At 68.0% G+C, this 24,421-nt stretch carries 18 protein-coding genes; 11 read left to right on the top strand and 7 right to left on the bottom strand.

Annotated features, from left to right (window positions below):
• The first annotated feature begins 248 nt into the window (after positions 1-248).
• The 8 genes from imuA (at position 249) to nagE (ending at position 13,291) form a co-directional block, all read left to right on the top strand.
• Positions 249-941, top strand: coding sequence for a translesion DNA synthesis-associated protein ImuA (gene imuA, locus FPJ27_RS33660; protein WP_110281348.1), 693 nt, complete (start codon positions 249-251; stop codon positions 939-941).
• A complete protein-coding gene (locus FPJ27_RS33655) occupies positions 874-2,361 on the top strand; it encodes a DNA polymerase Y family protein (protein WP_204424635.1) in 1,488 nt (495 codons plus the stop codon). Before imuA ends, FPJ27_RS33655 begins: the two co-directional genes overlap by 68 nt.
• Before the next feature lie 6 nt (positions 2,362-2,367).
• Entirely contained in the window at positions 2,368-5,571 is a 3,204-nt protein-coding gene (locus FPJ27_RS33650; protein ID WP_204424633.1) for an error-prone DNA polymerase, read from the top strand.
• Between the two features lie 325 nt (positions 5,572-5,896).
• Positions 5,897-6,631, top strand: a complete 735-nt coding sequence (locus tag FPJ27_RS33645; RefSeq protein ID WP_047899075.1) for a GntR family transcriptional regulator — start codon at positions 5,897-5,899, stop codon at positions 6,629-6,631.
• A gap of 98 nt (positions 6,632-6,729) precedes the next feature.
• Positions 6,730-7,833 (top strand): N-acetylglucosamine-6-phosphate deacetylase, encoded by a 1,104-nt coding sequence (gene nagA / locus FPJ27_RS33640; RefSeq protein ID WP_072444726.1) that lies wholly within the window; start codon positions 6,730-6,732, stop codon positions 7,831-7,833.
• On the top strand, positions 7,826-8,842 hold the full coding sequence (locus tag FPJ27_RS33635) for an SIS domain-containing protein (protein ID WP_204426388.1): 1,017 nt from the start codon (positions 7,826-7,828) through the stop codon (positions 8,840-8,842). The genes nagA and FPJ27_RS33635 overlap by 8 nt, the downstream gene beginning before the upstream one ends.
• 15 nt (positions 8,843-8,857) lie before the next feature.
• Positions 8,858-11,440, top strand: a complete 2,583-nt coding sequence (gene ptsP / locus FPJ27_RS33630) for a phosphoenolpyruvate--protein phosphotransferase (RefSeq protein ID WP_204424631.1) — start codon at positions 8,858-8,860, stop codon at positions 11,438-11,440.
• Positions 11,441-11,527: 87 nt separating this feature from the next.
• Positions 11,528-13,291 (top strand): N-acetylglucosamine-specific PTS transporter subunit IIBC, encoded by a 1,764-nt coding sequence (gene nagE, locus FPJ27_RS33625; RefSeq protein WP_204424622.1) that lies wholly within the window; start codon positions 11,528-11,530, stop codon positions 13,289-13,291.
• Between the two features lie 143 nt (positions 13,292-13,434).
• Here nagE and FPJ27_RS33620 read toward each other — a convergent pair whose 3' ends face one another.
• The 5 genes from FPJ27_RS33620 to cydP all read right to left on the bottom strand — a co-directional run bounded on the left by FPJ27_RS33620 (position 13,435) and on the right by cydP (position 19,690).
• Entirely contained in the window at positions 13,435-15,918 is a 2,484-nt protein-coding gene (locus tag FPJ27_RS33620) for a family 20 glycosylhydrolase (protein ID WP_204424614.1), read from the bottom strand.
• Between the two features lie 572 nt (positions 15,919-16,490).
• Positions 16,491-16,613, bottom strand: a complete 123-nt coding sequence (gene cydX / locus FPJ27_RS33615) for a cytochrome bd-I oxidase subunit CydX (protein ID WP_034179083.1) — start codon at positions 16,611-16,613, stop codon at positions 16,491-16,493.
• Positions 16,614-16,667: 54 nt separating this feature from the next.
• Positions 16,668-17,804 carry a cytochrome d ubiquinol oxidase subunit II gene (cydB, locus tag FPJ27_RS33610; RefSeq protein WP_072444717.1) on the bottom strand — a complete coding sequence of 379 codons (1,137 nt, stop codon included), beginning with the start codon at positions 17,802-17,804 and terminating at the stop codon, positions 16,668-16,670.
• A 31-nt stretch (positions 17,805-17,835) separates the two neighbouring features.
• Positions 17,836-19,416, bottom strand: a complete 1,581-nt coding sequence (locus tag FPJ27_RS33605) for a cytochrome ubiquinol oxidase subunit I (protein ID WP_204424595.1) — start codon at positions 19,414-19,416, stop codon at positions 17,836-17,838.
• On the bottom strand, positions 19,406-19,690 hold the full coding sequence (cydP, locus tag FPJ27_RS33600; RefSeq protein ID WP_177318437.1) for a cytochrome oxidase putative small subunit CydP: 285 nt from the start codon (positions 19,688-19,690) through the stop codon (positions 19,406-19,408). Before cydP ends, FPJ27_RS33605 begins: the two co-directional genes overlap by 11 nt.
• Before the next feature lie 167 nt (positions 19,691-19,857).
• Between cydP and FPJ27_RS33595 the strand changes: the two genes are divergently transcribed.
• Positions 19,858-20,052: a hypothetical protein gene (locus FPJ27_RS33595; RefSeq protein WP_204424592.1), complete on the top strand. Its 195-nt coding sequence runs from the start codon at positions 19,858-19,860 to the stop codon at positions 20,050-20,052.
• 10 nt (positions 20,053-20,062) lie between these two features.
• Here FPJ27_RS33595 and rpoH read toward each other — a convergent pair whose 3' ends face one another.
• Complete coding sequence (gene rpoH, locus FPJ27_RS33590) at positions 20,063-20,998, bottom strand: RNA polymerase sigma factor RpoH (protein ID WP_111016065.1); 936 nt, start codon at positions 20,996-20,998, stop codon at positions 20,063-20,065.
• A gap of 360 nt (positions 20,999-21,358) precedes the next feature.
• On the opposite strand from rpoH, the gene FPJ27_RS33585 reads away from it, so the two are divergent.
• Complete coding sequence (locus FPJ27_RS33585) at positions 21,359-21,928, top strand: acyloxyacyl hydrolase (RefSeq protein ID WP_072444709.1); 570 nt, start codon at positions 21,359-21,361, stop codon at positions 21,926-21,928.
• Between the two features lie 45 nt (positions 21,929-21,973).
• Entirely contained in the window at positions 21,974-22,357 is a 384-nt protein-coding gene (locus FPJ27_RS33580) for a nuclear transport factor 2 family protein (RefSeq protein WP_034179077.1), read from the top strand.
• A 131-nt stretch (positions 22,358-22,488) separates the two neighbouring features.
• On the opposite strand, the gene leuA is transcribed toward FPJ27_RS33580, so the two are convergent.
• Positions 22,489-24,138 (bottom strand): 2-isopropylmalate synthase, encoded by a 1,650-nt coding sequence (leuA, locus tag FPJ27_RS33575; protein WP_204424588.1) that lies wholly within the window; start codon positions 24,136-24,138, stop codon positions 22,489-22,491.
• Between the last annotated feature and the right edge of the window lie 283 nt (positions 24,139-24,421).

Genomic DNA, 24,421 nt, shown 5'->3' with positions numbered 1-24,421 from the left:
TGGCTTAGAGCTGACTATTGACGTCAGCTCTGCCCGAGCGCGCATGCTCGGCGAGCCAGGACGCTCTGGATATCGCCCTGAATTCCTATCGTCGCCTCTCTCGCGCCTTGGAGATTTTCAGCTAGAATACTGTATATATATACAGTATTGGTGAGCGATCGATCGTGACTACCGTTCTTCTCCATCCCAGCCAGATCCGGCCCGCTGACGAACGGGCTCGGTCCATCGATACGTTGCTCGACGCAAGTATGCATTCCGGCTCGGGGGGAATAACGCTCTGGCGCGGCTCGCAGCTCGCGCGCGGCGGCCCGCGCACGATCGATACCGGCTTCGCGCCGCTGTCCGCCGAGCTGCCGGGCGGCGGCTGGCCGGTCGGCGGGCTCGTCGAACTGCTGGCCGCGCAGCCGGGCTGCGGCGAGATGCGGCTGCTCGCGCCCGCGCTCGCACGCACCGTCAGCGCCCGGCGTCCGCTCGCGCTCGTCGCGCCGCCGCAATCGCCGCATGCGACCGCGCTCGCCAGTCTCGGCGTGCCGGCCGACGCGCTGCTGTGGCTGCGCGCCGGCAGCCGCACGGATGCGTTGTGGGCCGCCGAGCAGGCGCTCAGGACCGGCTGTTGCGGCGCGCTGCTGCTCTGGCAGGACGCGCGGCCCGATGCGCTGCGGCGCCTGCATCTCGCGGCCGCGCGCACGGGCGACACGCTGTTCGTGATGCTGCGCCCGCTGTCGGCCGCGCGGCAGCCGTCGCCGGCCGTGCTGCGCGTCGCGCTGCATCCCGTGCCGGGCGGCGTGTCGCTCGATATCGTCAAGCGTCGCGGGCCCGCGCGCGGCGAGCCGCTCGTGCTCGACCTGCCGTCGCCCATCGTGGAGAGTCGTTATGCGCGTCTTGCTCGGCATCCATCTGCCGCGCCTGCCGCTCGACGTGTGCGCCCCGCAGCCGTCTGACGCAGCGGCCGGCGGCGCCGGCTGCGCGGTGCTCGAGCAGGGCGTCGTGCTGATCGCCGATGCGGCCGCGCGCCGGCAAGGCGTGCGCGCGGGCATGAAGCGCGGCGGCGTGCTGACGCTCGCGCCCGGGACGCAGCTCGTCGAACGCGATCCCGCGCGCGAGGCCGATGCGCAGCGCGCGGTCGCGCTCGCGTTGCTGCGCTTCTCGCCGTGCGTCGCGCTCGACGACGAAGCCACGCTGATCGTCGACGTCGGCCCGAGCCTGCGCCTGTTCGGCGGCCTGCCGTCGCTGTGCCGCCAGGTGCGCGCGACGCTCGCGGCGCTCGGTTATGCGGCGCGCCTGTCCGCCGCGCCGACCGGGCGCGGCGCGTGGCTGCTCGCGCGCACGTCGGCGCGCGCGCGCATCCGGCGCCGCGTCGCCGGCCACGCGTCGCTCGTCCGCTCGCTCGACGGGCTGCCCTGTGTGCTGCTGCCCGATGCGCGTCCGTATGCGGGCTGGTTCGACGGCCTCGGTTGCCGCACGCTCGCCGATCTGCGCCGCCTGCCGCGCGCGGGGCTGCAGCGCCGCTGCGGTCCCGCGCTGCTGGCCGCGCTCGATCGTGCATACGGCGAAGCGGTCGAGCCGCTTGCGTGGATGGCGGTGCCGCCCGTGTTCGACGTGCGGCTCGAATTGCCGGAGCGCGTCGAATACGCGGAAGCCGTGCTGTTCGCCGCGCGGCGGCTCGTCGTGCAGCTCTGCGGCTGGCTGGCCGCGCGGCAACTGTCGCTGGCCGCGATGACGTTCGATCTCGAGCACGAGCGCGGCCGCCAGGCCGTGCCGCCGACGCCGCTCGAACTCGCGTTCGCCGCGCCCGTACGCGACGAGGCGCACTTCATGCGGCTGCTCGGCGAGCGGCTCGCGCGCGTCGAACTGCCGGCCGCGGTGATCGCGGTGTGCCTGAAGGCCACGCGCGTCGAATCGGTCGCGCCGCCGGCCGACGATCTGTTTCCCGAGCCGGGCGGCACGCGCGAGACGCGCGCGCGGCTGTTCGAGTTGCTGGTCGCGCGGCTCGGCGCGGAGAACGTGCTGCGCGCGGCGCCCGTCGCCGATCACCGGCCCGAAGCCGCGAACCGCTGGCTGCCGCTCGATGCGCAGGCCGGCAAGCCGGCCGCTGGTCCGCCGGCCGTGCCGCCGCGTCCCGCGTGGCTGCTGGCCGAGCCGCTGCCGTTGCTGATGCGCGGGGAGCGGCCGGTATTTCATACGCCGCTCAGGATGATGTCGTCGGCGGAGCGGATCGAGGCCGGGTGGTTCGATGGTCAATTGGCCGCGCGCGATTACTACGTTGCGCAGGGCGAAGAGGGGGCGTGCTACTGGGTATTCAGGGAGCGGACGAGCAGTCGGTCGGCTCCGCACTGGTTTCTGCACGGCCTGTTCGGGTGAGCGGTGATGGCTGCGCAATACCAGTTTCTTCCCGACTACGCGGAGTTGTTCTGCCGCTCGAACTTTTCGTTCCTGCATGGCGCGTCGCATGCGGAAGAACTGGTCGAGCGCGCGTTCGAACTCGGCTATCGCGGGATCGCGATCACCGACGAATGCTCGCTCGCAGGCGCGCCGCGCATGCATGTCGAGGCGAAGGCGAAAGGGCTGCCGCTCGTCATCGGTTCGTATTTCGAAGTCACCCCGGATGAAGTCGCACCTGGCCACGATCCAGGCCCCGGCGCGTTCGGGCTCGTGCTGCTCGCGCAGAACCGCGAGGGTTACGGCAACCTGTCCGAGCTGATTTCGTGGCGGCGGATGGCATCGCCGAAGGGCACGTATCGACTGACGTCGAGGATGCTGTCGGTGCCGCCCGAGGCGTTTGCACACTTGCGCGGAATGCCCGACTGCTTCGCGATTCTCGTGCCCGCGTATCCGGTGCGTGCGGACGTACTCGATGCGCAGGTCGCATGGTTTCGCGCGACATTCGGCGAGCGTGCGCGGCTGGGGCTCGTGCAGTTGCAGCGCGCGCTGGACGGTGCGCAGCGCGAGGAGATTCGTGCGGCCGGCGCGCGGCGTGGGGTGCGCATCGTTGCGCTTGGCGACGTGACGATGCACCGGCGGTCATGCAAGCCGCTGCAGGACGTGATGACGGCGATCCGGATCGGGATGCCGGTCTCGGAATGCGGCTATGCGCTCGCGCCGAACGCGGAGCAGCATCTGCGCAGGCGGCAGCGAATCGCAGAACTGTTCTCGCCGGACGAGATCGCGCAGACGTGCGCGATTCTCGATGCATGTCATTTCGAACTCGATTCGCTGCGCTACGAGTATCCCGACGAGATCGTGCCGAAGGGGCTCACGCCGACGAGCTATCTGGAGCAGGAAACCAGGGCAGGGGCGGCCGGGCGCTATCCGCAGGGTATTCCGGAGAAAGTGGCGACGCAGATCCGGTATGAACTCGACCTGATCTCGAAGCTGAACTACGAACCGTTCTTCCTGACCGTCTACGACATCGTCAAATACGCGCGCAGCCAGAACATCCTGTGCCAGGGCCGGGGCTCGGCCGCGAACTCGGTCGTCTGTTACTGCCTCGGCATCACCGAAGTCAATCCCGATCAGAGCACGATGCTGTTCGAGCGCTTCATCAGCGAGGAACGCGGCGAGCCGCCCGATATCGACGTCGACTTCGAGCATCAGCGTCGGGAAGAAGTGATCCAGCATATCTACGAAAAATACGGACACGATCGCGCCGCGCTCGCCGCTGCCGTATCGACGTATCGCCCGCGCGGCGTGTTGCGCGAAACCGGCAAGGCGCTCGGCGTCGATCCGATGCTGGTCGATCGCGTTGCGAAAGGGCACCGCTGGTTCGACGGCAGCCGCGATCTGCTGCAGAAGTTCGCGACGGCCGGGCTCGATCCCGAAACGCCGCTGATTCGCGCATGGGCCGAACTGGCGGGGCGATTGCTCAATTTTCCGCGCCACCTGTCGCAGCACTCCGGCGGCTTCGTGATCAGCCGCGGCAAGCTCACGCGGCTCGTGCCGGTCGAGAACGCGGCGATGGACGGGCGGCGCGTGATCCAGTGGGATAAAGACGATCTCGAGGCGCTCGGACTGATGAAGGTCGACGTGCTGGCGCTCGGCATGCTGTCGGCGCTGCATCGCGCATTCGACATGCGCACCGCGTGGCGCGGGCCGCCGGAGCCGGGCGGCGAGCCATTCACGCTGAAACACATTCCGCAGGATGACGAAGCGACCTACGACATGATCTGCCGCGCCGACACGGTCGGCGTGTTCCAGATCGAATCGCGCGCGCAGATGTCGATGCTGCCGCGCCTGCGGCCGCGCAATTATTACGATCTGGTGATCGAGGTGGCGATCGTGCGGCCGGGGCCGATTCAGGGCGGAGCGGTGCATCCCTATCTGAAGCGGCGGCAGGGCATCGAAAAGGTCAGTTACCCGAAGGAAGATCTGAAGCCCGCGCTCGAACGCACGCAGGGTGTGCCGATCTTCCAGGAGCAGGTGATGCAGGTCGCGATGATCGCGGCCGGCTTCACGCCCGGCGAAGCCGACCAGTTGCGTCGCGCGATGGCCGCGTGGAAGCGCAAGGGCAATCTGGAGCAATATCACCGCAAGATCGTCGACGGGATGCGCGAGCGCGACTATCCGCCCGAATTCGCCGAACAGATCTTCGAGCAGATCAAGGGCTTCGGCGATTACGGTTTCCCCGAAAGCCACGCGGCGAGCTTCGCGAAGCTCGCCTACGCCAGCAGCTGGCTCAAATGCCACGAACCGGCGATCTTTCTCGCCGCATTGCTGAACAGCCAGCCGATGGGTTTCTACCCGCCGTCGCAACTCGTGCAGGACGCGAAGCGCCACGGCGTGCAGGTCCTGCCGATCGATGTCACGCAAAGCGACTGGGAAGCATCGCTCGAAGCGCTGCCCGGCCAGCCGCCGCCGCACGGCCAGCCTGCCGTGCGGCTCGGCCTGTCGCTCGTGCGCGGCCTCGGCGAAGCCGCCGCGCGCCGCATCGAAGCCGCACGCGCGGCGGGCCCGTTCGAGAACGTCGACACCCTCGCGCGTCGCGCGCAGCTCGAGCGCCGCGACCTCGAAGCGCTCGCCGCCGCGAACGCGCTCGCGACGCTCGCCGGCCATCGCCGCGATGCACTGTGGCAGGCTGTTGCCGCGGCGCCGGAGCGCGACCTGCTCGCCGCCGCGCCGATCGACGAAGCGGAGAAGCCCGCGCTCGGCGCGCCGTCGGAGGCCGACGACATCCTCGCCGACTATCACACCACCGGCCTCACGCTGAACCGCCATCCGGTCGCATTGCTGCGGCCCGCGCTGCGCGCGCAGCGGCTGTCGTCCGCGGCCGAACTGCGCGACCGCCCCGACGGCCGGCTCGCACGCGCGTGCGGGCTCGTGACCGCGCGGCAGATGCCGGGCACCGCGAAAGGCGTGATGTTCATGACGCTCGAGGACGAAACGGGTTGCGTGAACGTGATCGTCCGGCCCGAACTGCTCGCGCGGCAGCGCCGCGAAACCCTCGATTCGCGGCTGCTCGCGGCGTCCGGCGTGTGGCAGGTCGTGAGCGACGTGAGGCACCTCGTCGCGCAGCATTTCGAGGATCTGACGCCGCTGCTCGGCGGCCTGCGCACGTCGAGCCGCGAATTCCACTGACTCCCCCGACGCGTGCCGCCGGCCCGCGGCGCTTCGTCCCACGATGCATACCAGTCGGCTCAACTGGTTCTATTCCGGTCTCATATTCGCACCCGAAACCTGGCTGAACCGGGCACTGGAACTGTCCCCTTGCATACCACCTCGGGTAAATCCCTATCCCGCACAGCATTGTAAACAAAGGATTTACCGGCGCTAAAACGCTTGCGCAGCAAGGCTTTCCGCGATTTTCACGCCGCTAATACCAGTTCGTTGACTGGTATTATGGTGGTTATATAATGCGTTCACTTTCGACGGCCCGAGGTCGTCGCCCGACACCCGGAGGCACATGGAAACCGGCTGGTCCGAACTGGCGCCCGATCCCCTCAGCGACACGCCGCTCTACCTGCAGCTCGCCCGCAACCTGGCGAGCGCGATTCACGGCGGCGCGTGGCGGGCCGGCGAGGCGCTGCCGTCGGAGCGGCTGCTGTCGGTGTCGGTCGGCGTATCGCGGATCACGGCCCGCCGCGCACTCGCGCTGCTGGTCGAACAGGGGCTGATCACGCGGGCGCGCGGTGCGGGCAGCTTCATCACGCCGCGCGTTGCCGATCCGCTGTCGCGTCTCGTCGGCTTCACCGCGAAGATGCAGCAGCGCGGCTTCATGCCCGATTCGGTGTGGCTGTCGCGCAAGTTGCGCGCCGCGAGCCGCGACGAGATCGTGCATCTCGGCCTCGCGCCGGGCGCGACGGTTGCTCGGCTCGAACGGCTGCGCCGCGCGGACGGCATCGTGATGGCCGTCGAGCATTCGACGCTGCCGGCCGCGGTGGTGCCGGATCCGCAGGCGCTCGGTGCATCGCTGTACGAATACCTCGAAGCACGCGGCATGGTCGTCGTGCGCGCGCTGCAGCACTTTCGCGCGGTGAACGCGACGCGCGAGATCGCGAAATGGATGGCGGTGAAGCCGGGCGCGGCACTGCTCGTGATCACGCGCATCGGCTACGGTGCGGACCAGCGCGCGATCGAAGTGACCGAATCGTATTGCCGCGACGACTATTACGACTTCGTCGCCGAACTGAAACGCTGACGCGCGAGACTGCCCGCGCGCGACATGCGCGAAGCAACGACACGGATTTGCAAATCACGACGCGGATGCCCGCGTCACCAGATCATCAAGAGAACGTCATGCTGACTGGAAACATCCTCACCCCCGACGGCTGGATTCACGGTTCGCTCGACAGCGAGAACGGCCGCATCACCACGCTCGACGGTACGCCCGCCGATCCCGCGAAGAACGACGCGCCGTACATCCTGCCCGGCTTCATCGACCTGCACGTGCACGGCGGCGGCGGCGCCGACGTGATGGAAGGCGGCGACGCGATCGAGACGATCGCCCGCACGCACGCGCAATTCGGCACGACGAGCCTGCTCGCGACGACGATGACCGCGCCGCGCGACGAACTGATGAAGGTCGTCGGCAACCTCGGCAGCGTCGCGCGCACCCGCACGCCGGGCGGCGCGCGCGTGCTCGGCGTGCACCTCGAAGGGCCGTACATCAACCCCGGCAAGCTCGGCGCGCAGCCCGACGCGGCCGTGTCGGCCGTGCTCGACGAAGTGCTGAAGTACCTGTCGATCGCGCCGATCCGCGTCGTCACGCTCGCGCCGGAAATCGCCGGCCACATCGAGATCATCGGCGAGATGGCCGCGCGCGGCGTGCGCGTGCAGCTCGGCCACTCGCTCGCGACCTACGACGACGCCGTCGCCGCGCTCAAGCACGGCGCATGCGGCTTCACGCACCTGTTCAACGCGATGTCGCCGCTGCATCACCGCAACCCGGGCCTGGTGGGCGCGGCGCTTGCGCATGCCGAATACGCGGAAATCATCCCCGACCTGCTGCACGTGCACCCGGGCGCGATTCGTGCTGCGCTGCGCGCGATCCCGCGCCTGTACGTCGTGACCGACAGCACGTCCGCAACCGGCATGCCCGACGGCGAATACCGGCTCGGCAGCCAGCACGTGACGAAGTGCCTCGGTGGCGTGCGGCTCGCCGACGGCACGCTCGCCGGCAGCACGCTGACGATGGACCAGGCGCTGCGCAACCTCGTGTCGCTCGGCCTGCCGATCGCCGACGTATCGAACCGGATGTCGCGCTATGCGGCCGACTACCTCGGCGTCGCCGATCGCGGCCGCCTCGAGCGCGGCGCATGGGCCGACCTCGCGGTGTTCGATCGCGACCTGAACCTCACCGCGACCTATGTCGAAGGAGAATCGATTGTCGAATATGCTTAAGGAAGCGCGCGAGTCCGCCCAGGTCGTCGCTGCGCAAATCGCCGACACCACGCGCGTCGAAGCGCTCGCCGGCCAATTGCTTGATCACCCGCCGGCCGTCGCGCTGACGGTCGCGCGCGGCAGCTCGGATCACGCCGCGAGCTATTTCGCGAGCCTGACGATGAGCCGCCTCGGCGTGCCGGTCGCGTCGCTGCCGATGTCGGTCGCGACGCTGCAGCAGGCGCCGCTGAAGGTGCAGGATCAACTCGCGATCGCATTCTCCCAGTCGGGCAAGAGCCCCGACCTCGTCAACACGATGGCCGCGCTGCGCGCAGCCGGCGCGCGCACCGTCGCCGCCGTGAACGTGCTGCCGTCGCCGCTCGCCGATGCGTGCGAGCACCAGTTGCCGCTGCTCGCCGGCCCCGAATTGTCGGTCGCCGCGACGAAGAGCTATATCGCGATGCTGTCGCTGTCCGCGCAGATCGTCGCTTACTGGCAGCGCGACGCCGCGCTGATGACCGCGCTGCGCGGCTTGCCCGACGTGCTCGCGCAGGCCGGCCGGCTCGACTGGTCGCAGGCCGTTGCCGCGCTCGCGGGCGTCGAGCGGATGATCGTCATCGGCCGCGGCCTCGGTCTCGCGATCGCGCAGGAAGCCGCGCTGAAGCTGAAGGAAACGTCCGGCATCCAGGCCGAGGCGTTCTCGAGCGCCGAAGTCCGTCACGGCCCGATGGAGCTGATCGACCGCGACTATCCGCTGCTCGTGTTCGCACCGCCGGGGCCCGAGCAGGCCGGCCTGCTGCAGCTCGCGCAAGACATGCGCGCGCGCGGCGCCGCCGTGCTGCTCGCGGCGCCCGCCGGCACGCCCGGCGTATCGGGCACGGTGCTGCCGCTCGCGCAGTCCGCCCATCCGGCGCTCGACCCGATTGCCGCCATTCTTTCGTTCTACGTGATGGCGGCGGATCTCGCCGTCGCGCGCGGTCGCAATCCCGACACGCCGCGCCACCTGAACAAAGTCACCGAAACGCACTGATAGCCGAGACAGCCGATGAGACGCGCCGAGGAGTCCCAGTTGAAGAGCCCCACCCACGATCAGATCGTCCTGCTTGCCCCGCTGACGGGGCCGATCGTTCCGCTGGCCGACGTGCCCGATCCGGTGTTCTCCGGCGGGATGTTCGGCGACGGCATCGGCATCGACCCGCTCGCGGGCAAGCTCGTCGCGCCGTGCGCGGGCATCGTGTCGCATCTCGCGCGCACGGGCCACGCGGTGACGATCACGACGCCGCAAGGCGCGGAAGTGCTGCTGCACATCGGCATCGACACCGTCGAGCTGAACGGGCAGGGCTTCGCCGCGCACGTCGAGGCCGGCGCGCGCGTCGAGGCGGGCGATCTGCTGATCGAGTTCGACCAGGACGCGGTCGCGCGCAGCGCGCATTCGCTCGTGTCGGTGATCGCGATCGCGAACTCCGACGCGTTCGAGGTCGTCGACCGTGCGAGCGGTTTCGCGACGGCCGGCGAGACGCCGCTGCTCGCGCTGCGCGGCAAGGGCGAAGCGGCCGCGCAGGCGGCGCAGGCCGGCGCGGCGGCACACAACGAAGTGCGCCGCGAAATCGTGCTGGCGCAGCCGGGCGGCCTGCATGCGCGGCCGGCCGCGCGTGCGCGTGAGGCCGTGCGCGGGCTCGACGCGACCGTCGACGTGCTGTTCGACGGCCGCAAGGCGTCGATCGCGAGCGTCGTCGGCCTGCTCGGCCTCGGCGCCGGCGAAGGCGCGACGGTCGAACTGGTCGGCCGCGGCGCGCACGCACGGCAGGCCGTCGATGCGGTCGAGCACGAACTGCTGCGCGAAGCGCACGGCGAGGTCGAGGAAAAGCCGGCACGGCTGAGGTCGCCCGCGCCGCAGACGGTCGCGCGCAACGTCGGCGCGCCGATTGACCCGAACTCGCTCGCGGGCGTGTGTGCGGCCCCCGGCATCGCGGTCGGCACGCTGGTGCGTCTCGACGATGCGGAAATCGTGCCGCCCGAGCAGGCAGCCGGCACGCCGGCCACGGAAAGTCGCCAGCTCGACCAGGCACTGAAGGCAGTCGATGCCGAACTCGACGAAACTGTGCGCAGCGCATCGGCGCGCGGCGCGGTCGGCGAAGCGGGCATCTTCGCGGTGCATCGCGTGCTGCTGGAGGACCCGACGCTGATCGACGCGGCACGCGACCTGATCAGCCTCGGCAAGAGCGCGGGCTTCGCATGGCGCGCGACGATCCGCACGCAGATCGACACGCTGTCGAAGCTCGACGACGCGCTGCTCGCCGAACGCGCAGCCGACCTGCGCGACATCGAGAAGCGCGTGCTGCGCGCGCTCGGCCACACGAACGGCGCGGCGCGTGCGCTGCCCGACGAGGCCGTGCTCGCGGCCGAGGAATTCACGCCGTCGGACCTGTCGTCGCTCGATCGCCAGCGCGTGACCGCGCTCGTGATGGCGCGCGGCGGCGCGACGTCGCACGCGGCGATCATCGCGCGGCAGCTCGGCATCCCGGCGCTGGTCGCGGTCGGCGATGCGCTGTATGCGATTCCGGACGGCACGCAGGTCGTCGTCGATGCGAGCGCGGGCCGTCTCGAACACGCGCCGACCGCGCTCGACGTCGAACGCGCGCGGCACGAGCGCCAGCGCCTGGACGGCGTGCGCGAAGCGAACCGGCAGCTGGCAGGCGTTGCCGCCGCGACGGCCGACGGCCGCGCGATCGAGGTGGCCGCGAACATCGCGACGCTCGACGACGCGAACACCGCGGTCGACAACGGCGCGGACGCGGTCGGCCTGCTACGCACCGAGCTGATGTTCATCCATCGCCAGGCCGCGCCGACGGTCGTCGAACACCAGCAGAGCTACCAGTCGATCGTCGACGCGCTGCAGGGCCGCACGGCGATCATCCGCACGCTCGACGTCGGCGCCGACAAGGAAGTCGACTACCTGACGCTGCCGCCCGAGCCGAACCCGGCGCTCGGCCTGCGCGGCATCCGCCTCGCGCAGGTGCGCCCGGATCTGCTCGACGATCAGTTGCAGGGCCTGCTCGCGGTGAAGCCGTTCGGCGCGGTGCGCATCCTGCTGCCGATGGTCACCGACGCGGGCGAGATCGTGCGGCTCAGAAAGCGCATCGACGAGTTCGCGCGCGCGCAGGGCCGCACCGAGCCGATCGAGGTCGGCGTGATGATCGAGGTGCCGTCGGCCGCACTGCTGGCCGACCAGCTCGCGCAACACGCGGATTTCCTGTCGATCGGCACCAACGACCTGACGCAGTACACGCTCGCGATGGACCGCTGCCAGGCCGATCTGGCCGCGCAATCCGACGGCCTGCATCCGGCCGTGCTGCGCCTGATCGACATCGCGGTGCGCGGCGCCGCGAAGCACGGCAAGTGGGTCGGCGTGTGCGGCGCGCTCGGCGGCGATCCGCTCGCGGTGCCGATTCTGGTCGGCCTCGGCGTGACCGAACTGTCGGTCGACCCGGTAGCGGTGCCGGGCATCAAGGCGCGTGTGCGCCGTCTCGATTACCAGATGTGCCGTCAGCGCGCGCAGGATCTGCTCGCGCTCGATTCGGCACAGGCGGTAAGGGCAGCAAGCCGCGAGGTCTGGCCGCTCGACTGAACGTCGAAGGCAGGCTCGCGACCCGTTTCACTACGAGAGCAATTAGGTCAACGACGCTTAACGACGAGACAAGGATTGGAGGACTGAATGAACGGGAATCCGTTTCTGAAAATACAGGGCCTGGGCCGGGCGCTGATGCTGCCGATCGCGGTCTTGCCGGTTGCCGGCATTCTGCTGCGACTCGGTCAGCCTGACGTGTTCAACATCAAGATGATCGCCGACGCCGGCGGTGCGATCTTCGACAACCTGCCGCTGCTGTTCGCGATCGGCGTGGCGGTCGGCTTCGCGAAAGACAACAACGGTGTTGCGGCGCTCGCGGGTGCGATCGGCTACCTGATCGAAACCGCGATCATGAAGGACATCGATCCCAAGCTGAACATGGGCGTGCTGTCCGGGATCATCGCGGGTGTGGTCGCGGGCTTGCTGTACAACCGCTTCAAGGACATCAAGCTGCCGGACTACCTCGCGTTCTTCGGCGGCAAACGGTTCGTGCCGATCATCACGGGGCTGGTCTGCGTGATACTCGGCATCGTGTTCGGTTACGTGTGGCAGCCGGTCCAGCATGCGATCGACGCGGCCGGCCAGTGGCTGACGACGGCGGGCGCGATCGGTGCGTTCGTGTTCGGCTTCCTGAACCGCCTGCTGCTCGTCACGGGCCTGCACCACATCATCAACTCGCTCGCGTGGTTCGTGTTCGGCAACTTCACGCCGCCCGCCGGCGGCGACATCGTGCACGGCGACCTGCACCGCTTCTTCGCGGGCGATCCGACCGCGGGCACCTTCATGGCCGGCTTCTTCCCGATCATGATGTTCGGGCTGCCGGCTGCGTGTCTGGCCATGCTGCACGAAGCGCCGAAGGAGCGCCGCGCGATGGTTGGCGGCCTGCTGTTCTCGATGGCGCTGACGTCGTTCCTGACCGGCGTGACCGAGCCGATCGAGTTCAGCTTCATGTTCCTCGCGCCGGTGCTGTACGTGATCCACGCGGTGCTGACGGGGCTGTCGCTCGCGATCTGCCAGATTCTCGGCGTGAAGCTCGGCTTCACGTTCTCGGCCGGTGCGATCGACTACGTGCTGAACTACGGGCTGTCGACGAAGGGCTGGATCGCGATTCCGCTCGGCATCGCATACGGCGCCGCGTACTACGGGCTGTTCCGCTTCTTCATCCGCAAGTTCAACATGGCGACGCCGGGCCGTGAGCCGGCATCGGCCGACGCGGCGGCGGAATCGTACGCATCGGGCGGCTTCGTCGCGCCGGCTGCGGGCGCCGCATCGGCTGCACCGCGCGCGCAGCGCTACATCGCCGCGCTCGGCGGGGCGGGCAACCTGACGGTCGTCGACGCATGCACGACGCGCCTGCGCCTGACCGTCGTTGATCCGGAGAAGGTATCGGAGCCGGAACTGAAGTCGATCGGCGCGCGCGGCGTGCTCAAGCGCGGCGGCAACAGCGTGCAGGTGATCATCGGGCCCGAGGCCGACCTCATTGCCGACGAGATGCGTACCGCGATCGGCAGCGGTGCGGCCGGCGCGGCGTCGACGGCGACGGCTGCCGCGGCGCAGCCCGTCACGGGCGCGGCCGCCGGGCCGCTCGATCCGGAGCCGGCACGCTGGCTCGCGGTGTTCGGCGGGGCGACCAACGTCGCGTCGCTCGACGCGGTCGCGACCACGCGCCTGCGCGTCGTCGTGCGCGATCCGTCGGCGGTCGATCGCGATCGTCTCGGCACGCTCGACGTCGCGTGGGTGTCGCTCGACACGTTCCACATCGTCTGCGGCAATGCGGCGGCACGCTATGCCGAACAGCTCGGCGCGCGCCTGCCGCCGGCGGCAGGCGGGGCGGCTGCGCAACCGGCATGACGCAATAAGGCCGGCAGGACCCGCGCTGCGGGTTCGGGCCGGCCGGCAGAAACGAAAACGGCTTGCGATGCGTCGCAAGCCGTTTTGCTTTGGCGGGGCGATTGCGCGATGCGTTCGTCCGCATCGCTCAACCGCTCAACCGTTCACGGGTTCGTCAGCGTGAAGGTCGGCTTCCGGTAGCCGATGCCCGCGCGGTCGAGCTTCGGCAATTCGCGCTGCGTGAGCAGCGTCGCGAAACCGGCCCAGTCGCGCTGCAGCGCGGCCGTGTCGACGTGATGCGTATCGCCGCGCTTGTAGCGCACGCCGGCCGCGTACGGCAGCTCCCAGTCGGCCCGGTGCCACGCGCGCTCGGCGAGCGCGAGCAGCCGCGGGTAGGCCATGTATTCGAGGAAGGTGTCGTTGCGCATCACCTCGCCCCACGCCTGCCCCTGCATGCCTTCGAGGCGCGGCGCGGGGCCCGTGCCCGTTACCTCGAACGCGTTGCCGCCACGGTCGCCCATCACCTCGGCGTTCTGCGGCAGATTCTCGGGCGCGAGCGAGAACACCTTGTACTCGTCCGTCGCGTGCGAACCCCAGTAGTAGCCGCGCTCGCGCGGGTTGAGCGTGTACGGGAAGTCGAAGTACAGGTAGTCGGGCAGCGCCAGCACCGTCAGGTAGCCCTTGCCGCTCAGGTCGCGCGCGCTGTCCGACGCGCCCCAGAAGATCGTGTCCCACAGCGACACCATCACGTGACGCGTGCCGAAGTCCTGCGGCCCGTTCGCATGCTTGATGCCATCCTGCCACGCGGCCATCGTGTCGATCCCGTTCGCGTTGACTGCCGCGCTCACCTGTTGCGCGAAACGCGTCGGCAGTTCGTCGATCGACTTGATCTCGCCGCGCTGGAGCAGCGCCGTGCACGCGGGCGAACGCGCCCACGGCTTGTCCTGCGCGGCGAGATCGATGCGGCCCTTGTTCGGATCGGTGCCGTTCAGCGGCTGGAAACCCGCGCCGAGCAGGATGTTCTTCGCCTCGTCGCCGCCGTAGTGCCAGGTGTGCAGCGGCGCCTGCGCGTCAGCATGCATCGCCGCGATCTCGCGGATCACCTTCGACGCGAAATTGAGCGCGCCCGGCACGCACGGGTTCAGGTCGCTGCGGCGGTCGTAGAACTGCACCGTCAGCAGGTTCGACGTGTCCTGCGGATCGAGCAGCCGGTATGCGTTCGCTTCCTGCTCGCGGCCGGCCGCATGCAGCCGGCGGTAGCGTGCCTCCATCGTCACGACGGCCGCGCGCGCGTGCGCGGGCATGTCGATCTCCGGAATGATCTCGACGAAACGCGCGGCCGCGTAGCGCACGAGCGCCACGTAGTCGTCGCGCGTCAGGTAGCCGCCGCCCGAGCGGTTGTCCGGGCCGGAGCCGAGCTGCGGCAGCAGGCAGCGCGTCTCGCTCGGGTCGTGGCAGCGGCGCGAGCCGATCTCGGTCAGCTCGGGCAGGCCGGGGATCTCGATGCGCCAGCCTTCGTCGTCGGACAGATGCAGGTGCAGGCGGTTGAGCTTGTACGCGCTCATCTGGTCGATCAGGCGGCGCAGCGTCGCCGGGTGCTTGAAGTTGCGCGCGAGGTCGACGTGCATGCCGCGATGCGTGAAGCGCGGCGCATCCTCGACGAGCATCGCCGGGATCGGGCCGCCGCCGGCCGGCGCGAGCGAGAAGAGCGTCTGCACGCCGTAGTAGAGGCCCGCGCGATCGTAGGCTTCGATGAACACGCCGCGCGGCCCGATCGCGAGCCGGTAGCCGCCCGGCGTCGCGATGTCGGCCGGCAGCCGGCGCGGCGCGACGGCACCCCACACGGGCACGCGTGCGCCGTCGAGGCCGAGCGTCGTCGCGCGCTCGCGCAGCGCCGCGACCTGCGCGTCCGGCAGGTTCGGCAACGCGAACTCGACGCCGCGCAGGTCGAGCGTGCCGGGCAGCGGCTGCTCGCGCTTCACGCTCGGCAGCGCACGGCTCGCGTCGGGCCGGGCGGCGACCGGCGGCGCATTGCCGGTCGAGTTGTTCTGCGCGTCGGCCGGCAGCGATTCGACGTAGCGCAGCTCGTCGTCGGTGTCGTTGTAGCGCAGCACGGCGGGCTGCGCGCCGTCGACGACGACGTACGGGCGCGGAATCACGTCACTGTAGCGCAGCAGCCAGTATTCGGCGACGAACGGCAGCTCGATGCGCTCGCCCGGCGCAAGCCGCACCGAGCCCGGCTGCGGCGTCAACTCGTACAGGTCGCCCGTGAGCCGCCGCAGCGCGAAGCCCGGACGGTCGATCCGCAGCAGGCGGCGGATGCTGTGCAGGTAGAGCTTCCAGCCGCCGTCGGCGATCGCCTGGTGGCCGCGGTTCTGCAGGATCAGGCGGCCCGTCGCGCAGGCCGCGCCGTCGGCGCCGAGATCGGCGCACGGCACGCCGGCCGCGGCTGCGTGGTTGTTGTCGACGGCGACGCGCAAGGCAAGGCCGTTCGACAGCAGCGCCGCGAGACTGGCCGCTTGCGCGGTGGGCTGCGCGATGCCCGCGGTTGCGCCGGACGCGGTCGACGCCGGCTGGGCGCCGATCGCGGCCGGCGACAGCGCTGCGATCAGCGCGCCGGCAAAGAGGGATGACAAGATGTGCTTCATTCGAACTCCTGAGAAAAAAGGGGGCGTGGCGGCGTCGTGGGGTGACGTCGCTGCGATCGGGTCTTTCAGTGGAGCTGCGGGAGATGCCAGCGTGCGGGGCGATGCGGCCGCACCGCGCGCTTTCGGCACGCGAGGGCGTGCGTTACGGAACGGGACGCGGGCAGGCATGCCGATCGGATCGGCGGGGCGGCGTACGCGCGTTCATCGGCGGCGCGCGGCAACGGCAGCAATGGCGAAGCGGCCGCGGTCGGCTATGTTCGTCCGGCCGCGCACGCTGGCGACGACAGGCGCCGCCGAACGGCAACCGGCCGCCGCCCGGCGACACGACGCGCAGGCGCGCGCCATAAACGGGATTCGCATGTCTCCCCCACCCAGAAGGATTCGGCTTGTCAGCGGCCGTGTCCAACGATCTTATGAAACCTTTTATTGGTATTCAAGTGGTATCAATCTGGCGCTAAATTGGCATCGGCGTGCGGTGCCTGTCCGGACGGCGGGGACGAAAAAAAACCTCGCGCGAAGCGAGGTTCGTTCCGGACGGCGGCGGCGCGATCCGCCGCGCAGCATGTCACGCGTCAGTCGCGGCGCACGCGCGCGGGCGCTTCCTGCGTCTTCTGCCGCGCTTCGAGCCACATCGCATTGACGATGCCGAACGACAGCGCGACGCCGATACCGAGAATCCAGCTGAAATACCACATGATCCGACTCCTTGCGAAACGGTGGGCGGGGGCGCCAGTGCGCCCCGGCCCGGTTCAATACATCGAGTGATTGTTCTCTTCGAGTGTCTGGTGCGTGACCTTGCCGCGCATCACGCGATACACCCAGCCCGTGTAGATCAGGACGATCGGCAGGAACACGATCACCGCGAACAGCATCACTTGCAGCGTCTTGTGGCTCGACGTCGAATCCCACACGGTCAGGCTGCTGCGCGGGTCGAGCGACGACGGCATGATGAACGGGAACATCGAGAAGCCGGCGGTCAGGATCACGCCGACGATCATCAGGCCCGTGCAGAAGAACGCCGTCTTCTCCTGCTTCGAGCCGGCGAGCAGCAGCGCCAGCAGGCCGCCCGCGATCCCGACGACCGGCGCCGCGATCATCCACGGATACTCGCCGTAGTTCGCGAGCCACAGGCCCGAGCCGGCGGCGACGTCCTTGAGCAGCGGGTTCGCGACCGTGTCGGTCGGCGCGGCGTTCGTGATGTGGAAGCCGCCGATATACGACGCGATCAGCACGCCGGCCAGCACGAACAGCACGACCGCGAGGAACGACGCCACACGCAGCGCGATCGATGCGCGGCGCGCGATCACGCCGTCGGTCTTCATCTTGATGAACGCGGCGCCGTGCGCGACGAGCATCGTGAGGCTGACGAGCCCGCACAGCAGCGCGAACGGGTTCAGCAGCGCCCAGAAGCTGCCGTAATAGGTCACGCGCAGGTCGCTGTCGAACTTGAACGGCACGCCCTGCAGCAGGTTGCCGAACGCGACGCCGAACACGAGCGCCGGCACGAAGCCGCCGGCGAACAGGCCCCAGTCCCAGCCCGCGCGCCAGCGCGGGTCCGGTCGCTTGCTGCGGTAGTCGAAGCCCACCGGCCGGAAGAACAGCGCGAACAGCACGAGCAGCATCGCGAAGTAGAAGCCGGAGAACGACGCGGCATAAACGAGCGGCCAGGCCGCGAACATCGCGCCGCCGGCCGTGATCAGCCACACCTGGTTGCCTTCCCACGTCGCGCCGACCGTGTTGACGATGATGCGGCGCTCCTCGTCGGTCTTGCCGAGGAACGGCAGCAGCGCGGTCGCGCCCATGTCGAAGCCGTCGGTGACGGCGAAGCCGATCAGCAGCACGCCGACGAGCAGCCACCAGATCAGCTTGAGAGTTGCATAGTCCATAGCGATTCCTTGTTCCGTTTCGGGTGCGTGCTCACGCCGGGGCGCGCTCGCTGGCGGCCGCGAGTTCGTGGTGATAGCGGCCGGTATGCAGCGACGACGGGCCGAGGCGCGCGTACTTGAACATCAGCTTGATCTCGATGACGAACAGCGCGGTGTAGAACAGGATGAAGCCCGCGAGGCTCAGGTACAGGTCGGTCGGCGTCAGGCTCGACGCGGACAGGTGCGTCGGCAGCACGCCCGCAATCGTCCACGGCTGGCGGCCGAGTTCGGCGACGATCCAGCCGAATTCGATCGCGATCCACGGCAGCGGGATCGCCCACACCGCATAGCGCAGGAACCAGCGGCGGTTGTCCTGCAGCAGTTCGCGGCGCGCGCAGAACCAGAACGCGGCAACGAACGTCGCGACGAACAGGAAGCCGAGGGCCACCATGATCCGGAACGAGAAGAACACGGGCGCGACCGGCGGGATCGTCTTCTTCGCGGCGGCCTTGATCTGCTCGGGTGTTGCGTCGGTCACATTCGGCGTGAACTGCTTGAGCATCAGCCCGTAGCCGAGATACTGCTTGTGCTGGTCGAACAGTTCGCGCGTCGCGGCGCTCGTATCGCCCTGCTTGATCTTCTGCAGCGCGCCGTACGCGATCATCCCGCTCTGGATGTGCTCCTCGCTGCGCTTCGCGAGATCGCGCAGGCCGATCACCGGTTCGTCGATCGAGCGCGTCGCGATCAGGCCGAGCGCATACGGGATCTTGATCGCGTAGTCGGTACGCTGCTCTTCCTGGTTCGGAATGCCGATCAGCGTGAACGATGCGGGCGCCGGCTGCGTTTCCCATTCGGATTCGATCGCGGCGAGCTTCATCTTCTGCACTTCGCCGGTCGTATAGCCCGATTCGTCGCCGAGCACGATCACGCAGAGCGTCGCCGCGAGGCCGAAGCCGGCCGCGACCGCGAACGAGCGCAGCGCGAAGTCGATGTCGCGCTTCTTCAGCAGGTACCACGACGACACGCCGAGCACGAACATCGCGGCCGACACGTAGCCGGCCGACACCGTGTGCACGAACTTCACCTGCGCGACCGGGTTGAACAGCACGTCGAACAGGTTCGTCAGCTCCATCCGCATCGTCTGATAGTTGAACTCGGCGCCGACCGGGTTGTTCATCCAGCCGTTCGCGACGAGGATCCACAGTGCGGACAGGTTCGAGCCCAGCGCGACAAGGAACGTGACCATCAGGTGCTTGACCTTCGACAGGCGGTTCCAGCCGAAGAAGAACAGGCCGACGAACGTCGATTCGAGGAAGAACGCCATCAGGCCTTCGACCGCGAGCGGCACGCCGAAGATGTCGCCGACATAGTGCGAGTAGTACGACCAGTTCGTGCCGAACTGGAATTCGAGCGTGATGCCGGTCGTCACGCCCATCGCGAAGTTGATGCCGAACAGCTTGCCCCAGAACTGGGTCATGTCCTTGTAGACCTGCTTGCCGGTCATCACGTAGACGGCTTCCATGATGACGAGCAGCCAGGACAGGCCGAGCGTCAGCGGCACGAACAGGAAGTGGTAGAGCGCCGTGATGCCGAACTGCAGGCGTGATAGATCGACGACTTCACTACTTATCATGGTGGTCTCCCTCGGTGGGTGCAGGCGCCGGTACCGAGAGCAACTTCTCGGCGACGGCGGCAGGCGGAAGCGACATGTGCTCGGCCTGCGGATGATTGAAGAATGCGTATTTGAGCGACATCAGGAGGATCAGCTTGACGATCAGCACCAGGGTGATGTCGCGGGCGAGGGTCGGTCCGCGAGCCCACGCGGCGATGCGCGCGCGCCAGCCGATCGTGCCGGCCGGCCGCTGGGGAGGCGGCGCAGGCTCTTTATTGATCGAGATCAAGGCGATTATCCTGAATCGATTTAGGTCGGATTGGGGGCGACTTTACGTCGGATTTATGACGGCCGTGAAAGCTGTTTTAATCCTTTTGCGCCTGACATGCCAATTTTAAGATGACGGCTTTCCGATGCCGAGTGCTGCGCTGCGGCAGACCGTCGCTAACTGCAGGCTGAAACTTGAGGCAGATCAAGGTTATGCGGAAGGGGCCCGAAAACGGCCTAATACCTGATGAATCAGGTCAATTAATCGCCGAAGAGACGGGCGGTAAAGCGGATGAAACGCAGCGGGAAAAGCGGAAAAAGCAGCAGGAAAAAGCAGACGAAAAAAAAACCGCTGCCGGTCGGGCAGCGGTTTTCGATGAAGCGCTCTGAATCGCCGGATTTATGCGTATTCGGCGAGGGCGGTGCGCATCTTTTTCATTGCGCTCGCTTCGATCTGGCGGATGCGTTCCGCTGACACGCCGAACTCGGCGGCGAGATCGTGCAGCGTCGAGCCGCCCGAGCCGTCGTCGTCGACGTGCAGCCAGCGCGCCTCGATGATGCGACGGCTGCGCGCGTCGAGCGCGTCGAGCGCCTGCGCGATGCCGTCCGTCTGCAGCGTGTCGCGCTGACGCGCGGCGAGCACGGCGGTCGGCTCGTTGTGCGAGTCGGCCAGGTAGGCGATCGGCGCGTACGACTCCTCGCCGTCTTCCACCTGCCCTTCGAGCGCGATGTCGCCGCCCGACAGGCGCGTTTCCATCTCGGTCACGTCTTCGCGCTTGACATTGAGCTCCTGCGCGAGGCCGTCGATTTCCTCGGGCGTCATCGCCTGCATGCTCTTCTTGTGGCTGCGCAGGTTGAAGAACAGCTTGCGCTGCGCCTTCGTCGTCGCGACCTTCACCATGCGCCAGTTGCGCAGGATGTACTCGTGGATCTCGGCCTTGATCCAGTGGATCGCATACGACACGAGGCGCACGTTCTGGGCCGGATCGAAGCGCTTCACGGCCTTCATCAGGCCGATGTTGCCTTCCTGGATCAGGTCGCCGTGCGGCAGGCCGTAGCCGAGATAGTTGCGCGCGATCGACACGACGAGACGCAGGTGCGACAGCACGAGGCGGCGCGCCGAGTCGAGGTTGTTGTTTTCGCGGAATTCGGTTGCGTACTGGCGTTCCTCTTCGGCCGTCAGCAGAGGAATGCGATTGACGGCCTGGATATACGCGTCGATGTTGCCAAGCTGGCCCGGCAACATCGATTGAGCTGCGAGCGCCAGCGAGCCTGCCGATTCGGCCTTGGCCGGCGTCGGGCTCAGGGTATTCGGAAGGGTCAGGGCGTTGCTCACTAAAAACTCCTTTGGAATCAGGGACAAACCCCGGGTCTCGGATGAGATTCCGGGGCCAATCTTAGCACTCCCGCAAACCGAGTGCTAATTCCTTAGAGCGGGCGTGGGCATCTGAGTTCCCGATTTTTCTATCGAGATAGTCGAGTCGATAGTCTAATCTGCGACCAAGGCGGCGGATCGAAGTTCCGTAAACCATTGTTTCTGATAGGAATCAGTAGACGATTTCGATTTTTGTCGTTTTGGAAGGAAGCCATTTCGCTTCGTGATGCCGATCCGAAAAGTCCTTTACCATACCATTCAGTTCGCTCGGGCCAGGCCGTCGCGGCAGGCTCCATTCAACCCACAAAGTTGGAGTGTCAGATGAACAATAAGAAGAATCGCCGGCCCCGCAGCCGGCTTGCGCTGCATGCGATGCTGGCGGCGTCACTTCTGGGCGGATCGGGCGCGGCGTTCGCGGATCGATGGGGTATCCAGGCGGGCGGCGGGTTTTCGGATCGTCACGGGATCGACAAGGCCGATCTCGGCGTGGTGTGGGATCCGGGCTGGAACTGGTGGGAAATCGGCGGCTGGCACTTCGCGTTCGTGATGGAAGGCCACGTCGGCTACTGGCACACGGGCGGCAATGTCCACGGCAGCATCGGCGAATTCGGCGGGACGCCGATGTTCCGCTTCATCAAGAGTGCGGGCCAGGTGCGCCCGTTCGTCGAGGCCGGCGCCGGTATCCGGTTCCTGACTTCCCCGACGATCTCCAACAATCTTTCGCTCGCGACGTCGTTCCAGTTCGTGGATGTCGTCGGTGTCGGCGCACAGTTCGGAGAACGGCAACAGTATCAGGTCGGTTACCGTTTTCAACATGTGTCTAACGCGGGTATCAAAGAGCCGAATCCTGGTATAAATTTCCACCAGTTCTACGTGCAGTACAACTTCTGATCCGCATGCCCGCGCACGGCGTGCGCGTTGCCGAGGAGTCAGGCGATGGCGAAGGTGGTCGATGCGATCCGCGCGCTCGAGCGCGATCGGTTCCGGGCGATGGTGGACGGGGACGGCGAGGCGCTCGACGCGCTGCTGTCGGACAAGGTGTTCTTCGTGCACACCAACGGCAAGCGTGAAACCAAGCAGCAGTTCATCGACGCCATCGTCGCCGGCCGCCGCCGCTATCGTCAGATCGAAATCCAGTCGCAGGACGTACTGCCCGTCGGCGGCGAAACCTGCGTCGTCACCGGGCGTGCTTTGATCGAGATGGAAACGAACAACGGCGGCCTGGTCTTTCCGATTGCCTATACGTCCGTCCACACCGAGGAGCAGGGCCGCTGGTGCCTGCTCGCATGGCAGGCGACGCGGTGCGCGACCGAGACATGAGCGCGCGTGGCGCTCCTTTTCATGTCCCCACCGAAGCGGCCTTATGGGCCGCTTTTTGCTGGCCCGTGCGGCGCGGATCGCGCGGCGCACGGGCGGTCACGCCCTGCTCGCTGACTGCCGAACCCTGAGCGTCAGGCCGCCGCGCGGCGATCCGTGCAATGCCATGCCGAACGGTTGATTGCGCTGACGATTGCATCGAGCGCGGCGCTTGCCGCATCGGCGTGCAGGCCGACCCCGTGCCGCAGCGGCGCATCGCCGACCCGGCAGCCGACCGATACCGCGATCCGGCCGTCCGTCGTGCGCGCATGTTCGTACGACGCGATGTCGATCGCGGCGCCGGCGGCCGCCGCGAATGCCGCGGCGAAATGTCGCACGGCGTCTTCGGGCGTCGCGTCGGCCGCTGCCGGCGCTGCCGCGATCTCGCGGTTCTGCCAGCGTGCACCGCTGCCATGCCGCGCGGCCGGGCCGTCGGTCTCGAAGAATTCGCGGGCGAACAGCGCGCAGATCGCGTCGCCCGTCACTTCCTCGCCGGACGCGTCGGCGAGCGTCTGCACCGCATGGCTGAATTCGATCTGCACGCGGCGCGTCGGTGTGAAGCCCATCCCGCGTTCGAGCAGGAACGTCGCGCCGCCCTTGCCTGACTGGCTGTTCACGCGGATTACCGCGTCGTAGCTGCGGCCGAGGTCGGCCGGGTCGATCGGCAGGTACGGCACTTCCCAGACCGCGTCGGGGCGCTGCTGCGCGAAACCCTTGCGGATCGCGTCCTGGTGCGAGCCCGAGAACGCGGTGAACACGAGGTCGCCCGCGTACGGATGGCGCGGATGCACGGGAATCTGGTTGCAGCGTTCGACGACGCGGCGCACCGCGTCGATGTCGGAGAAGTCGAGGCCCGGGTCGATGCCTTGCGTGTAGAGGTTCAGTGCGAGCGTAACGAGATCGACGTTGCCGGTGCGCTCGCCGTTGCCGAACAGGCAGCCCTCGATGCGGTCGGCGCCCGCGAGCAGCGCGAGTTCGGCCGCCGCGACCGCGGTGCCGCGATCGTTGTGCGGATGCACGGACAGCACGATGCTGTCGCGATACGCGAGGTTGCGGTCCATCCATTCGATCTGGTCGGCGAACACGTTCGGGCTCGCGGCCTCGACGGTGGCCGGCAGGTTGACGATCATCTTGTGGTCGCGGGTCGGCCGCCAGGTTTGCGCGACCGCGTCGCAGATTTCGCGCGCGAACGTCAGCTCGGTCATGCTGAAGGTTTCCGGCGAGTACTGGAAGGTCCAGTGCGTGTCGGGGCGCGCGGCGGCGTGTTCCTTGATGATGCGCGTGCCGTCGACCGCGAGCGCCTTCACGTCGTTCTTCGACATTCCGAACACGATGCGGCGGAACGACGGGCAGACCGCGTTGTACAGGTGCACGATCGCGCGCGGCACGCCTTCGAGCGCGTCGAACGTGCGGGCGATCAGGTCTTCGCGCGACTGCACGAGCACCTCGATCGTCACGTCGTCGGGAATCCGCTGGTCGTCGATCAGCTTGCGGACGAAATCGAAGTCGGTTTGCGATGCCGACGGAAAACCGACTTCGATCTCCTTGAAACCGATCGCGACCAGCATCTCGAAGAACTCGAGCTTCTGCTCGATGCTCATCGGCTCGATCAGCGACTGGTTGCCGTCGCGCAGGTCGGTGCTCATCCAGACGGGCGCGCGCTCGATGGTGCGGGTCGGCCAGCGGCGGCCATTGATGCGGACGGGCTCGAACGGACGGTACTTGTCTTGCGGATTGCGCTTCATCTTCTGGACCTCGGGTCTCAAGTCGCGAGCGAAGACGGGCGGCAGGGGCGACGGTTGGCGCTGCCTCGCACCGCGGCGCGCGATCGCGCTGCGGTTGCGGATGATCTTCGCGAATCGACCGACGGATAGACGGACGAATGCTGACGACTTCGGGTTGTAAAAACTGCGAGAGGGGTACGGCGAGGAACTGCAGGGAGGGACCGTGCGGACAGCACACGGCGCTACGACAGCCTTACGCTAGTCGTAGCGATAGCGGCCGCGCTAGGCGGCCGGAGGTAATTCG

The organism is Burkholderia sp. MS455, from assembly GCF_016899445.1.
GTDB classification, from domain to species: domain Bacteria; phylum Pseudomonadota; class Gammaproteobacteria; order Burkholderiales; family Burkholderiaceae; genus Burkholderia; species Burkholderia pyrrocinia_C.
Note: the sequence above shows the minus strand (reverse complement) of the source record. Positions and strands in the feature narration are given on the sequence as shown.

Bases quoted from the DNA above. Each gene is read 5' to 3' on its own strand.
- imuA (WP_110281348.1), top strand. From the start codon at position 249: ATGCATTCCGGCTCGGGGGGAATAACGCTCTGGCGCGGCTCGCAGCTC.
- FPJ27_RS33655 (WP_204424635.1), top strand. From the start codon at position 874: ATGCGCGTCTTGCTCGGCATCCATCTGCCGCGCCTGCCGCTCGACGTG.
- FPJ27_RS33650 (WP_204424633.1), top strand. From the start codon at position 2,368: ATGGCTGCGCAATACCAGTTTCTTCCCGACTACGCGGAGTTGTTCTGC.
- FPJ27_RS33645 (WP_047899075.1), top strand. From the start codon at position 5,897: ATGGAAACCGGCTGGTCCGAACTGGCGCCCGATCCCCTCAGCGACACG.
- nagA (WP_072444726.1), top strand. From the start codon at position 6,730: ATGCTGACTGGAAACATCCTCACCCCCGACGGCTGGATTCACGGTTCG.
- FPJ27_RS33635 (WP_204426388.1), top strand. From the start codon at position 7,826: ATGCTTAAGGAAGCGCGCGAGTCCGCCCAGGTCGTCGCTGCGCAAATC.
- ptsP (WP_204424631.1), top strand. From the start codon at position 8,858: ATGAGACGCGCCGAGGAGTCCCAGTTGAAGAGCCCCACCCACGATCAG.
- nagE (WP_204424622.1), top strand. From the start codon at position 11,528: ATGAACGGGAATCCGTTTCTGAAAATACAGGGCCTGGGCCGGGCGCTG.
- FPJ27_RS33620 (WP_204424614.1), bottom strand. From the start codon at position 15,918: ATGAAGCACATCTTGTCATCCCTCTTTGCCGGCGCGCTGATCGCAGCG.
- cydX (WP_034179083.1), bottom strand. From the start codon at position 16,613: ATGTGGTATTTCAGCTGGATTCTCGGTATCGGCGTCGCGCTGTCGTTC.
- cydB (WP_072444717.1), bottom strand. From the start codon at position 17,804: ATGGACTATGCAACTCTCAAGCTGATCTGGTGGCTGCTCGTCGGCGTG.
- FPJ27_RS33605 (WP_204424595.1), bottom strand. From the start codon at position 19,416: ATGATAAGTAGTGAAGTCGTCGATCTATCACGCCTGCAGTTCGGCATC.
- FPJ27_RS33585 (WP_072444709.1), top strand. From the start codon at position 21,359: ATGAACAATAAGAAGAATCGCCGGCCCCGCAGCCGGCTTGCGCTGCAT.
- FPJ27_RS33580 (WP_034179077.1), top strand. From the start codon at position 21,974: ATGGCGAAGGTGGTCGATGCGATCCGCGCGCTCGAGCGCGATCGGTTC.
- leuA (WP_204424588.1), bottom strand. From the start codon at position 24,138: ATGAAGCGCAATCCGCAAGACAAGTACCGTCCGTTCGAGCCCGTCCGC.